Below are 11,219 nucleotides of genomic sequence, written 5' to 3' on the forward strand. Positions count from 1 at the left end.
CAAAGCCGGTTCCACGGCAGCCGCTTGGACATGCACTCTCGTTTGGAGATTGAGATGAATGCAAAGTATTCGTTGTCGCTACTGCTCACGGCCGCTTTGGCCGCCTGTACGACCGTCGGCCCCAACTACCAGTCGCCCGCCGCCAACGCACCCCCCGCCTACCGCGCCGCCGCGCCCGTGGCCGGCGCCGAGCTGCAACGCGACTGGTGGCTGATGTTCGGCGATGCTCAGCTCAACGCGCTGGAGGCCCAGGCGCTGCAGGCCAGCCCGACGCTCGCTGCGGCGGCTGCGCGCGTGGACCGTGCCCGCGCCGTGTTTGGCGCCGTCAAGGCCGACGAGCTGCCGCGTGTCGACGTCGGTGGCAGCGTCACCCACCTGCGCACCTCGGCCAAGTCCGTCACCACGCCGGTCCTCGGCGGCCAGGCCATCACCTTCGACGGCACCAACACCGGCATCCAGGCCTCGCTCGGCTGGGAGATCGACCTGTGGGGCCGCGTGAAGCGCCAGGCCGAGGCGTCACAAGCTCAGCTCGACGCCTCCACGCTGGACGCCGCCGCCGCCCGCGTGGCGCTGACGGCCGACGTCGCCGCCGCCTACTGGCAATGGCGCGCGCTGGCCGACGAAGCGACCGCACTGCAACGCCTGCGCGACAGCCGCGGCAACGCCTTCAAGGTGGCGCAGACGCGCTTCGACGCCGGCTCGTCCACCATGCAAGACCTGGAGCGCGTGCGCGCCGAACTCGCCGCCGCCGACGCCGACATGGCCGACCTGCCGCGCCGCCAGGCCCTGTTGGCTAACCAGATCGCTGCACTGACCGGCCAGGCCGCAGCCGAGCTGAAGCTGCAGGCTTCGCCGCTGGCCACGCCGCCGCAGATCCGCGCCGGCCTGCCGTCCGAACTGCTGCAACGCCGCCCAGACCTGGCCCAGAGCCTCGCGCAACTGCACGCGGCGACCGCCCAGGTCGGCATCGCCGAGGCGGCCTTCTACCCGTCCATCCGCCTGACCGGCAGCTTTGGCTACCAGAGCAAGGAACTGGGCGACCTCATCTCTGCTCCGGCGCGGCTCTACAACGTCGGCCCCAGCATCTCGCTGCCGATCTTCGAGGGCGGCCGCAACAAGGCCAACCTGGCCGGCGCCAAGGCCCAGGTCGACGAGTCCCTCGCCGCCTTCCGTGGCCGCCTGCTGCAGGCGCTGCGCGAGGTGGACGACGCACTGGCTGAACTGCAAGGCCGCGCGACGGTGGTGGACGCGCAGAACCGCACGCTGTCGTCAGCCGGCCAGGCGCTGACCGTGGCCAAGAGCCGCTATGACAAGGGAGCGGTGAGCTACCTCGACGTGACCGAAGCCGAGCGCACGCCGCTGGCGACGGAGCGGGCTCTTGCGCAACTGCGCGGCGCGCAGTGGGCGGCGACGGCGCAGCTCGTGAAGGCCTTGGGCGGCGGTTGGACGCCCGCCGGCACCTGACCCCGTCGTTATGCTGCGGCCCCTGAGGAGAACTCATGGACCGCATCACACGTCGCCATTGCCTGCTGGCCGCCGCCAGCAGCGCCGCCTTTCCCGTGCTGGCTCAAGCGGAGGCTTCTGCGCTGCAGACGCTGCTGGAGGCTCGCCTCAAGGACGACGGCGTCGCGCTGGCCGCCGGCCGGCTCAGCGGCGGCAAGACCGAATTTGCAGGCGCCTCAAAAGCCGGCCCAAGGCCTGACGCCGACAGCGTCTTCGAGCTCGGCTCCATCACCAAGACCTTCACGGCGCTGCTGCTGGCCGATGCCGTCGTGCGCGGTGAATTGAAGCTCGACGACGCCGTCGAGGCGGCCCTGCCGGAAGGACTCAAGCTGCGCGACAGCGCGGGCCAGCCGCTGCGCTGGGTGGACCTGGCCACGCAGCGCTCCGGGCTGCCGCGCCTGCCGTCCAATTTCGCGCCGGCCAAGGCTGACGATCCCTATGCCGACTACGACTGGGCCGCGCTGGGCTTGTTCCTGAAGAGCTGGCAGCCGGCCGTCCCGCGCGACAGCCGCTTCGAATACTCCAACCTCGGGTTCGGCCTGCTCGGCCACGCGCTGGCGCTGCGCCAAGGCACCGACTACGCCACGTTGCTGACCCGCCGCGTGCTGGAGCCGCTGGGCTTGCAGCGCCATGTCGGCTTCGGCCGGCCGGCGCTGCTGCAAGGCCACGACGCGCAGGGCAAGCCGGTGTCGGTCTGGCACTTCCAGAGCCCGACGGCCGGCGCCGGCGCGTTGCACGGGTCGGCGCGCGGCCTGTTGCGCTATGCGGAGGCCGCGCTGGGTGGCTACGAGCATCCGCTGCGCGAAGCCTTCGCGCTGTGCCTGCAGCGCCGCGCGGCGGGTTCGGCGCCCATCAACCCCATCGGCCTGGCCTGGCTGCTGGCCCCGCTGAATGGCCGCACCGTGTTCAACCACGACGGCGGCACGGGCGGCTTCAGCAGCTCGCTGTGGCTGGACCCGCAGCGTGGCCGCGCAGCCGTCGTGCTGGCCAATGCCCAGGTGCCGGTCACCGACCTGGCCCTGCATCTGCTGGACGAGAGCATGCCGTTGCGCGACTTTGCGGCCACCCGCCAGGCCAGCATCACGCTGCCGGCCGAGCAATTGCAGCCGATGGCTGGCGTGTACGCGGTCACGCCGCAGTTCAAGCTGACCGTCCGCGCTGAGGGCCAGCGGCTGTTCGCGCAGGCCACAGGGCAGGGCGAGTTCGAGCTGTTCGCCAAGGCGCCGCGGCGCTTTTTCGCCAAGATCGCGCCGCTGGAGATCGAGTTCGATGGCGATGCGAAAGCGCTAACGCTCTACCAAGGCGGCGCCCAGCCGCGCTTCCTGCGGGAATGATTTCCTGACGGCCTGTCTGAGCGCAGGTGGCGTCCCCTGCATTGAGGATTAAAACAGGGGATGAGCACTTGCCCATGGCGCCATCCGGCCAGGAAAGCCGTTTCCTTCTGCTGAACGCATCTCGTTGCGCCAGGGCCTGTCATTCGCAGGCCTCGCGCTGACGCTGGCGTGAGTTGTACCGGGCCAGTTCCGGTGCGCGGGTAGAAGTCGGCCGCCGGCGGAGAGGCTTGGACAGTGTTGAGTCTCGACGATGCGGTCAGCGATGCCCAGGCGCGCGCAGCCTGTGAACACATCCTGAGCAGCGTCGTCTTCGCCAAGGCGCGGCTGATGGGTCGGCTGCTGCGCTACTTGGTGGACCAGGCGCTGGGTGGCAACGTGCGCGGGACGACCGAGTACGCCATCGGCCTGGAGGTGCTCGGTCGCAAGCCGGCGGACTACAGCCCCGGCGAAGACCCGTCGGTGCGCGTACAGGTCGGCCGGCTGCGGCGCCGGCTGGAGACCTACGGCACCGAATGTGCGCGGCCGGGCGACGTGGTGATCCGCATTCCGCTAGGCAGCTATCTGCCGATCATCGAACGCCGCCCTGCGCAGCCTGACGTTGCGCCCGTTGAGCCAACCGCTGCAACGCGAAGCGACGCGTTGGCGATCCGGCCCATCCAGGTCATTGCCGGCAGTGCGGCGGGCCAGGCGTTCGCGCAGGGGCTGCAGGAGGAACTGCTCAACCAGATGGTGCAAGCCTTCGGCCCGGTCGTGTTGGGCGAGGCGCTTGGTGAAGGGCGGAGTGAGGGAAAAGCCGAGCCGCGCGTCATCGTCAGCACGCTGCGCATCGACCCGACCCGTCTGCGCGCATCGGTGTGCCTGATGGAAGCGCCCCGGCAGCGGGTCACCTGGGCCCAGCAGTTCGACCAAGCGCCAAACTTCTCCATCCTGGAGCAGGAAGCCCTCGCCACGACCATCTGCCGGGCGTTGAAACAGCACCTCGCGTTACCGTAACAGCGCGGACAGATACCGTAGTGATACTTCGATCCATCAGCCTCTTTCCCTAGCATCCATTGCATGCCCGATAGATCGGGATCAGGGAGAAATTCCATGGCTGACTCACTGCCCGCCGACATCATTCAGGCAATCGCGATCTCCAACGCCAAGTCGATTGGCGAGCAGCCTGCCGTGCTGGCCAACCTCGCGTTGGCGCAGCAGATCTTCAACCAGAACATGCAGCAGCAGATCGCGCTGAGCCAGCAGCAGGCCATGAACCAGGTCCACATGGCGACGGCGGCACGGGCGGTCACGCTGATCGAGCATGCAGGGCAGGCCCAAGCCCAGGCGCATGCGCAGCAAGCAGCGCGCGGCGGCTGCATGAACCAGGACGCCATCGACCAGATGGCCCAGGACGTCGGTCGCATCCTGGCGCAGATCCAGACGTTGCACGTCAACCCGCCGCCGCCACCGAACGCGCCGTTCGCGCAAAACGCGCCATTCACGCCGAACGGCGGCTGAGGTCACCCGCGCCCCACGGCGCACCTCTTGTGTCCCACCGTGCTCCGGGGAGCACGGTGGGCGCAGCCTCCCCGCTCGCCGGGGGCGACGGTAGGCGACCCGTTGAATCCACCCACCCACCTGTCCAAGGAGTTTCATCATGCCTCTCAATGAAGAAGTCATCAGCGCCGTCGCCATCGGCAACCTCAAGGCGATCTCGGAACAGCCGGCGATGCTGTCCAACCTCGCCCACGCCAACCTGATCGCCAACACCAACCTGTCCCAGCAGAACGCGGTGGCGAACCAGCAGTCGCTGAACGAACTGAACATCTCCATCCTGGCCAAGGCCGCCAACACCATCAGCAACCTGCAGCCGCTGGAGGCGCGCTCGGCGGTGGACATCCTCAGCAACAACGAGCTGGCGCAGACCATCGCGGACCTGAAGTCCACGGTGCAGGCCTTCGCGTCGGCACCGCCGCAGTCCTGATTCATCGGCCCCGAACGGGAGGATGAATCATGTCCAAACTCAATGACGAAGTCGTCAGCGCCGTCGCCATCGGCAACCTGAAGGCGATCTCCGAGCAGCCGGCCATGCTGTCCAACCTTGCCTTCGCGAACGCGGTGGCCAGCACCAACCTGGGCCAGCAGAACGCGGTGAGCAACCAGCGGACGGTGGGCGAACTCGGCCTGTCGGTGCTGGCCGGGGGCACCAACACCGTGGGCAACCTCGGGCCCATGGAAGCCCGGTCTGCCGTCGACGTGCTGAGCAACAACGAGCTGGCGCAGACCATCGCCGACCTGAAGTCGACGCTCGCGGCGTTTGCCAGGCCGCCTGATGGCAAGCCGCCCATCCCGTTGCCGCTGCTGCGGGATCTGCTCGCGCTGGGCTTGCGCCTGGTCGACGGCGCGCTGGTCGTGCCGCCGTCCATCAAGGTGCGCATCCCGGGCCGCTTCCAGCGGGAGGACCTGTCGATCCTGCTCGACGACGGCGGCATCACCTTGAAGGTCAACGTCAACGCCGGTTGACGCCTGACCCCACCACCGGGGCGCCGCTGGCGCTCCGGCCTCAACCCAGGAGGCGAGATGAGCGAAGTCCATATCGAGATTGACGACCGCCGCAGCCGGCCGCCGTCGCCCTTTGCCGCTGGCGCGGTGGAGGACTTGCTGGCCATCGCGCAGCAGGGAGCCATGGTGTCCAACCTCGCCTTTGCTAACCAGGTTCGCAACACCGACCTGGCCGGGCAGACGCAGCTTGCACGGCAGCAGGGCATGAGCCGGTTGCGGCTCGCCATCCTCGCCAAGGCGGCGAGCCAGGTGCAGGTCGCATCGGCGAAGGAGGCTCGCGCCGCCGTCGAGGCGTTCAGCGGCAACGAGACGGCCCAGGCGCTGGCCGACCTGCGCGCGGTGCTGGCCGGCTCACGCTGACCCTGCGGAGTTCGCCATGCCCGACTCCGCGGACCCCGATGACGACCAGTCGCCGGACTGGGTGCGACAGCTGAGCAACCGGCTGATGTCGCAGATCGACGCGCGCATCCAGCAGGCCGTCATGGCCGCAGGACCACCGCCGCAGTACTACGTAATCCGCAGCGAGTCCACCGGCGTTCTGTCGGTGATCGCGGCCTGCAGCTTGGGCGACGAGCAAGAGCCCATCGGCCCATTGCGGTCGTTTGCCGATTGCATCGCCTATGTCAACGCGCAGATGGTGGGCCGCGAGGCCGCCGGCGAGCCACCGCTTGTAAAACCACCGCATCCAAAGCATCCAAAGCCACCGCATCCAAAACCACCGCCACCCAAGGACCGGAAATGAACCTGCCACCCATCCCCATCGCCGAGCTGACCGACATCGCGCAGCAGATGGCGCAGTCCATGGTCATCGTCGCCGAGCAGGTGGCGTTGCTCGGCGTGGACGGCAACGCGGACGAGCAGATGGCCACCATCAAGCGCGAGAACGACAAGGTGCTCGACCGCATCCGCCAGATCTACAACCTGCCGCCTGCGCCGGGGCGCTGACATGGCCGCCACGGGTTCGATCGTCGAAGGGCCGCTGGCCACTGCCGCGCTTGCGAACGCGGTGGCGCTGCCCAGCGCGCGCACGGCCTACCAGCTGATGAGCCAGATCCTGGGCGACAACACGGCGCCGCTGATCCTGGCTTCGCTGCCCCTCAGCGCCACCGCCATCGGGGACGGCCTGCTGGCCTACGAGGCCAGCTTGGTGGCCGGCGAGGTGGCAAGTCAAGCGGCGAAGCTGGGGGCGTGACATGCCGGTGCCGCCCCGCCGCCCGCTGCCGAAAAGCCTCGTGCTCGTGGCCTTCCCGTCGGCAGCGGCCGCTGCGGGCTCACCCACCCCAGTGCCGCTCGTCATCAACGCCGATGCGGCCGACGTCGGGCTGCCGGCCAGCCCGCCCGATTGGCTCCAACTCGCCGCGCCCCACGCACTCGCGCCCGGCCTGTGCCGTGTCGACTGCGTGGCCGGCGACAACCCCTGGGCCACGCGGCAAACGCGCCTGAGCGTGACCGTGAATGGCCGCCCCTGGGAGGTCGAGTTCACGCAGCAACCCGGCCTGCTGGTGCAGACCGAGCAGATCCAGGTGCTGAACACGCCGCTCACTGTCGACATGGCGGTGCTCGTGACCTGGGTGGCCAGCCTGATCAACGACATCGAGGTACCGCCCATCCAACTGCTGGTGACGGTGCTGGCCGTGCTGGCGCTGATCGCGCTGGGCGTGATCGCTGCGCTGCTGCGCCACCTTTTCGTCAACGTGCCCGAGCCCCGCCCGCTGTCCACCGACACGCTGGGCCAGCCGGTCGTCGTCTTCCCCGGCTTCAGCCTGCCCGGCGTGCTGCCGCTCAAGGCCTTCGCCGCCGAGGACCAGACCATCGCGCTGCAGACGGTGAAGGCCATCTATTGGTTGCTGCGGCAGGTGCATTGACCGGCCCGGCAACCTCGTCCCGCGCTGCCCCGGCGCGCGATCCATTGACCTTGAATCACGGAGATCGACCATGGACCTGAACCAACGCCTCTACGGCCAGCGCAACCGCTACACGCAGCTGCTGCCGCTGAGCTATATGGTGCCCACCTTCTACCCTTCGGCACCTGGCAACGCACAGCCGCAGGCTGGTGCGCCCCTCATCCAGCTGGCAGACCCCGACCTGCAGTCGCGTGCCCAGCGCATGGTCAATGCGCTGTACTGGGCCGCACAAACCTTTGCCAACGCCCCGGGGATGCATGACCCGAGCACCCTCAAGGTGTTCATCGCGCCGGAGTTCTACTTCCGCTGCGCCAGCCCGGACGAAGTGCACGACCACGAGTTCCAGCGCAACACCAGTTTCGGTTCCTACCCCGAGCGCGCGCGTTTTGAGCTCGCTGAGGCCTTGTACGGCGCCATCCAGAGCTCGCCGCTGTTCGCCGACTGGGTGCTCGTGGCCGGCACGGTGTGCTCCGTGCTGCCTCCGGTGGACGAGCGCATGAATCTGCTCAACACCGCCATCATGCTGCGCGGGCAGCGCGCGGCCGCCGATGCGTCGGTGCCCTATGTGCTGATGGAGAAGCACTACATCTCCAACATCGACGGGCCGCCCCAGGGCAACCACGCCAACCTGGACCCGACCACGGTGTTCAGCTTCCACCTCAACCCCGACCAGGTGCTGGACAACCTCATCCACTGGGACGGCATGACGGTCGGGCTGGAGGTCTGCCTGGACCATGCCCTGCAGGTGCTGGTGAACGCGGTGAACATACTGCAGCAGTCCGTCGGGCCGGACGCCCGACAGCCCGACGTCCAACTGGTCACGTCCTGCGGCATGAATGTCGTGCCCTACTCGGTGGCCGTGCAGGATGGCGGTCTCGTGCTGCTGACCGACGGCATGTCGCACGTCGCCGACCACCTGCCCGAACCGCCGTTCTACGTGGGTCGCTACACCGAGGCCACGATGTCGGTTCAGTTCCTGAACAAGCTGACGGACTTCCAGTTCCAGGAGCTGCCTCGCACCGACGACTACCAGGTCAACTACTTCCACGGCCTCTACGCCGCGAACGGCAGCCGCCAGGGCATCTGGTGCGGCAAACAGCCGCAGCCGATGTTGGTCAAGCCCGGCACGCGCGCGCAACCGGCCACGGCACCGGGAGCGGGCCAGCCCACATCGCTGATCCCGGCGGTCCAGGTCGTCGGCAGCTGCTGAAGGTCAGCTCAGGCCAGGCAGAGCACCGACTCGGCCATGCGCCTGGCTGCGCCTCGGTGAGCAGCCGCAAAGGCCATTGCGTCGACTGCCATCGCGTCGCGCTGGCCGATGTTCGCGCACAGCAACAACCCACGGGACACGGCTTCGGCAAGGTCCCGGCAGCGCTGCGCCGCGCCCGCCTGGATAGCCAGCGCCGCCGCCTCCGCGAAGTTGAAGGTGTGCGGCCCGGCCAGCACCGGGCAGCCGCAGGCCGCGGCCTCGATGAGGTTCTGGCCGCCCAGCGGCTCGAAGCTGCCGCCCAGCAGCGCGACGTTGGCCAGGCCGTAGTACAGCGGCATCTCGCGCATCGAGTCGCCGAGCCAGACGTCGGCCTGCAAGGCTTCGGCCGGCGGTTCGCCGGCCCAGCTGCTGCGACGTGCGAGCTGGAAGCCGGCGCCTTCGATGAGGGCAGCGATTTCGTCGAAGCGCTGAGGGTGGCGCGGCACGATGGCCAGCAGTGGGCGAGGTGCCGGCTGCTTCACCCACTCGGCCAACAGCGCCGCCTCTTCGCCTTCACGGCTGACGGCCAGCATCAGCACGGGCCGACCCAGCTGCGCGGCCCAGGCTTGACCGCGCGCGATCAGCGCCGGGTCCACGGCGATGTCGTACTTGAGGTTGCCGGCAACTTCGACACGCGCCGTGCCCATCATGCGGATGCGCTCGGCATCGGCCTCCGTCTGCGCCAGCGCCAGCGTCATGCGGCGGGCGGCAGGGCGCATCAGCGACGCGAACCTGAGCCCCTGGCGCAGGCTCTTCTCGGACAAGCGCGCGTTGGCCAGCACCATGGGCACGCCTGCTGCTTCAGCCTCGCGCTGCAGGGTGGGCCAGACCTCGGTCTCCATCAGCACGCCGACGCGTGGCTGCCAGTGGCGCAGGAAGCGACGCACGGCGCCGGGTGTGTCGTAGGGCAGCCAGGCTTGCGAATCACCGTCGCGCAGCAGCGATTCACCGGCCTCGCGGCCCGTCGCGGTCGAATGGGTCAGCAGGAACCTGAGCGCCGGGTCCCGAGCGCGCAACGCGTCGATCAACGCGCTGGCGGCGCGCGTCTCGCCGAGAGACACGGCGTGAATCCACAGCCGGCCGGGTTCCGCGTGGCCCGAATGCAAGCCGAGCCGCTCGCCCAGCGCGTGGCGATAGAGCGCCTCCTTGGCGCCGCGCCGCCACAGCCGCAGCAGGTAGAAGGGCGTCAGCAGCCGAAGCGCGGCCGCGTAGAGGGCCAGCGCCAGGGCTTCAGGCATCAGCCACCTTTGCGTGCCAGGTCGTGCGCAGCCTTCAGGCGACGCATGACCGGCTCGTTCAGCTGCCGGCTGACGTGCGTCCAGAGCTGGACCTGGCGGTCGATCTCGGTCTGCAGGCGGGCGGCCGTGGCGGCGTCGCCGGTGGCCAGTGCCCAGATCGAATACTCGGCATGGGCCTCGAAGCTGCCGTACTTCTGCACCGCCGCCTCGAAGCTCTCACGCGCCTCAGCCTGCCGGCCCACACCGGCATAGCAGCGCGCCAGCAGCAGCAGGACCTGGTCGGGCCGGTACTCGGGCCGCTCGGCCTTCAGCGCCAGCAGATGGCTCAGGGCCGCGTCGAAGCGCTGGCACTCCAGGTAGGCACGCACAGCCCCGAAGCGCAGGTCGGGATCGTTGGCGAACGGCCCCTTCAGCGCGCCCTCGTACAGCTCGGCCGCTTCCCTGGCCTCACCGGCGTTCAGCAGCGCCTCGGCCAGGCGCATCTGGTTCTGGGCCGACGGCGACACGTCGTAGACGACGCGCGCCTCACGCACATCGCGGCCTGGGTCCATCGCTCGCGCTGCGGCGGTCACGGCCTTGCGTGCGCCATGGTCCAGCCGCGAATTGGGCAGGTAGATCGCAAAGAAATAGACCGCGCTGCCCAGCAACGGGAAGGCAAAGAGGATGAAGAGCCAGTACAGCTGCTGGCCGCTTCGCACGACATGGACCGCGCAGAGCAGCGCGATCAGGATGTGCAGGCCTCCGATCAATGGCATGTTGTTCTCCCTGTGATGAATGATGAGGCGGCTCTTTGGCCGCTCAGCCCATGTCAGCAAACTATCCGTGTTCAGCGGGCCGAGCGCCGGGCCGCTCCCAAGCCGGCCCGCCTTGGCGATGTGCTTGCGGCTCAACGCCGCAAGCATCGCCGTCCCCTCGGGGGACCGACCAAGGTACTCCTTGGGCGAGGGGCATCAATGACCAGCCGCGAACTTGGCGTCCGGCTTCACCCGCTTGAGCTGCGCCAGCACGTCGTGCTGGATGCGCTCCAGCGCTTCGGGCGTGTGGCCCTCGAAGCGCAGCACGAGCACCGGCGTGGTGTTGGACGGGCGGATCAGGCCGAAGCCGTCGGCGTATTCGAAGCGCATGCCGTCGATGGTGTTGATCTCCAGCACGCCCGGCAGGTCGGCCTTCGTCACGAGCGCCTTCAGTTGCTTGACGACCTCGTGGTGCTCGCCTTCGGCGCAGGGCACGTTGATTTCGGGCGTGTTGAAGTTGTTGGGCAGGGCCTGCAGCACGGCGCTCGGGTCCTTGGCGCGGGACAGGATCTCCAGCATGCGGCCGGCGGTGTACATCGCGTCGTCGAAGCCGTACCAGCGCTCGGCAAAGAAGATGTGGCCCGACAGTTCGCCGGCCAGCGGCGCGCCGGTTTCCTTCAGCTTGGCCTTGGCCAGCGAGTGGCCGGTCATCCACA

At 68.8% G+C, this 11,219-nt stretch carries 14 protein-coding genes and 1 pseudogene; 12 read left to right on the top strand and 3 right to left on the bottom strand.

Annotation, left to right across the window (positions count from 1 at the left end):
* The first annotated feature begins 54 nt into the window (after nt 1-54).
* The 12 genes from ABIS05_RS08560 to ABIS05_RS08615 all read left to right on the top strand — a co-directional run bounded on the left by ABIS05_RS08560 (nt 55) and on the right by ABIS05_RS08615 (nt 8,492).
* Nucleotides 55-1,464, top strand: a complete 1,410-nt coding sequence (locus ABIS05_RS08560; protein WP_348011016.1) for an efflux transporter outer membrane subunit — start codon at nt 55-57, stop codon at nt 1,462-1,464.
* Nucleotides 1,465-1,499: 35 nt separating this feature from the next.
* On the top strand, nt 1,500-2,837 hold the full coding sequence (locus ABIS05_RS08565; RefSeq protein WP_348011017.1) for a serine hydrolase: 1,338 nt from the start codon (nt 1,500-1,502) through the stop codon (nt 2,835-2,837).
* A gap of 237 nt (nt 2,838-3,074) precedes the next feature.
* Nucleotides 3,075-3,830 (top strand): hypothetical protein, encoded by a 756-nt coding sequence (locus ABIS05_RS08570; RefSeq protein ID WP_348011018.1) that lies wholly within the window; start codon nt 3,075-3,077, stop codon nt 3,828-3,830.
* Between the two features lie 96 nt (nt 3,831-3,926).
* Nucleotides 3,927-4,334 carry an FAD-binding monooxygenase gene (locus ABIS05_RS08575; protein WP_348011019.1) on the top strand — a complete coding sequence of 136 codons (408 nt, stop codon included), beginning with the start codon at nt 3,927-3,929 and terminating at the stop codon, nt 4,332-4,334.
* A 139-nt stretch (nt 4,335-4,473) separates the two neighbouring features.
* Complete coding sequence (locus tag ABIS05_RS08580; protein ID WP_348011020.1) at nt 4,474-4,800, top strand: R body protein; 327 nt, start codon at nt 4,474-4,476, stop codon at nt 4,798-4,800.
* Nucleotides 4,801-4,829: 29 nt separating this feature from the next.
* Complete coding sequence (locus ABIS05_RS08585) at nt 4,830-5,339, top strand: hypothetical protein (protein ID WP_348011021.1); 510 nt, start codon at nt 4,830-4,832, stop codon at nt 5,337-5,339.
* A 57-nt stretch (nt 5,340-5,396) separates the two neighbouring features.
* On the top strand, nt 5,397-5,738 hold the full coding sequence (locus ABIS05_RS08590) for a hypothetical protein (protein WP_348011022.1): 342 nt from the start codon (nt 5,397-5,399) through the stop codon (nt 5,736-5,738).
* A 16-nt stretch (nt 5,739-5,754) separates the two neighbouring features.
* A complete protein-coding gene (locus ABIS05_RS08595; protein ID WP_348011023.1) occupies nt 5,755-6,120 on the top strand; it encodes a hypothetical protein in 366 nt (121 codons plus the stop codon).
* Entirely contained in the window at nt 6,117-6,323 is a 207-nt protein-coding gene (locus tag ABIS05_RS08600) for a Ras family protein (protein WP_348011024.1), read from the top strand. Before ABIS05_RS08595 ends, ABIS05_RS08600 begins: the two co-directional genes overlap by 4 nt.
* Nucleotide 6,324: 1 nt before the next feature.
* The gene (locus tag ABIS05_RS08605) at nt 6,325-6,570 is read left to right on the top strand and encodes a hypothetical protein (protein WP_348011025.1); all 246 of its coding nucleotides are present in this window, start codon (nt 6,325-6,327) and stop codon (nt 6,568-6,570) included.
* Nucleotide 6,571: 1 nt separating this feature from the next.
* Nucleotides 6,572-7,243, top strand: coding sequence for a hypothetical protein (locus ABIS05_RS08610; RefSeq protein WP_348011026.1), 672 nt, complete (start codon nt 6,572-6,574; stop codon nt 7,241-7,243).
* Nucleotides 7,244-7,313: 70 nt separating this feature from the next.
* Nucleotides 7,314-8,492 (top strand): hypothetical protein, encoded by a 1,179-nt coding sequence (locus ABIS05_RS08615; protein ID WP_348011027.1) that lies wholly within the window; start codon nt 7,314-7,316, stop codon nt 8,490-8,492.
* 8 nt (nt 8,493-8,500) lie between these two features.
* Here the strand turns inward: ABIS05_RS08615 and ABIS05_RS08620 are convergent, their stop codons facing one another.
* The 3 genes and pseudogenes from ABIS05_RS08620 to ABIS05_RS08630 form a co-directional block, all read right to left on the bottom strand.
* A complete protein-coding gene (locus tag ABIS05_RS08620; protein ID WP_348011028.1) occupies nt 8,501-9,769 on the bottom strand; it encodes a 3-deoxy-D-manno-octulosonic acid transferase in 1,269 nt (422 codons plus the stop codon).
* Entirely contained in the window at nt 9,769-10,524 is a 756-nt protein-coding gene (locus tag ABIS05_RS08625; protein WP_348011029.1) for a tetratricopeptide repeat protein, read from the bottom strand. The genes ABIS05_RS08620 and ABIS05_RS08625 overlap by 1 nt, the downstream gene beginning before the upstream one ends.
* A gap of 195 nt (nt 10,525-10,719) precedes the next feature.
* Nucleotides 10,720-11,219, bottom strand: a pseudogene (locus tag ABIS05_RS08630) (phosphomannomutase/phosphoglucomutase); the annotation flags it as partial.

Source organism: Roseateles sp., from assembly GCF_039929605.1.
In the GTDB taxonomy this organism is placed as follows: domain Bacteria; phylum Pseudomonadota; class Gammaproteobacteria; order Burkholderiales; family Burkholderiaceae_C; genus Pelomonas.

What these genes read in the sequence shown, in the direction of transcription:
- ABIS05_RS08560 (WP_348011016.1), top strand. Translation starts at nt 55, where the DNA reads ATGAATGCAAAGTATTCGTTGTCGCTACTGCTCACGGCCGCTTTGGCC.
- ABIS05_RS08565 (WP_348011017.1), top strand. Translation starts at nt 1,500, where the DNA reads ATGGACCGCATCACACGTCGCCATTGCCTGCTGGCCGCCGCCAGCAGC.
- ABIS05_RS08575 (WP_348011019.1), top strand. Translation starts at nt 3,927, where the DNA reads ATGGCTGACTCACTGCCCGCCGACATCATTCAGGCAATCGCGATCTCC.
- ABIS05_RS08580 (WP_348011020.1), top strand. Translation starts at nt 4,474, where the DNA reads ATGCCTCTCAATGAAGAAGTCATCAGCGCCGTCGCCATCGGCAACCTC.
- ABIS05_RS08585 (WP_348011021.1), top strand. Translation starts at nt 4,830, where the DNA reads ATGTCCAAACTCAATGACGAAGTCGTCAGCGCCGTCGCCATCGGCAAC.
- ABIS05_RS08590 (WP_348011022.1), top strand. Translation starts at nt 5,397, where the DNA reads ATGAGCGAAGTCCATATCGAGATTGACGACCGCCGCAGCCGGCCGCCG.
- ABIS05_RS08595 (WP_348011023.1), top strand. Translation starts at nt 5,755, where the DNA reads ATGCCCGACTCCGCGGACCCCGATGACGACCAGTCGCCGGACTGGGTG.
- ABIS05_RS08600 (WP_348011024.1), top strand. Translation starts at nt 6,117, where the DNA reads ATGAACCTGCCACCCATCCCCATCGCCGAGCTGACCGACATCGCGCAG.
- ABIS05_RS08605 (WP_348011025.1), top strand. Translation starts at nt 6,325, where the DNA reads ATGGCCGCCACGGGTTCGATCGTCGAAGGGCCGCTGGCCACTGCCGCG.
- ABIS05_RS08610 (WP_348011026.1), top strand. Translation starts at nt 6,572, where the DNA reads ATGCCGGTGCCGCCCCGCCGCCCGCTGCCGAAAAGCCTCGTGCTCGTG.
- ABIS05_RS08615 (WP_348011027.1), top strand. Translation starts at nt 7,314, where the DNA reads ATGGACCTGAACCAACGCCTCTACGGCCAGCGCAACCGCTACACGCAG.
- ABIS05_RS08620 (WP_348011028.1), bottom strand. Translation starts at nt 9,769, where the DNA reads ATGCCTGAAGCCCTGGCGCTGGCCCTCTACGCGGCCGCGCTTCGGCTG.
- ABIS05_RS08625 (WP_348011029.1), bottom strand. Translation starts at nt 10,524, where the DNA reads ATGCCATTGATCGGAGGCCTGCACATCCTGATCGCGCTGCTCTGCGCG.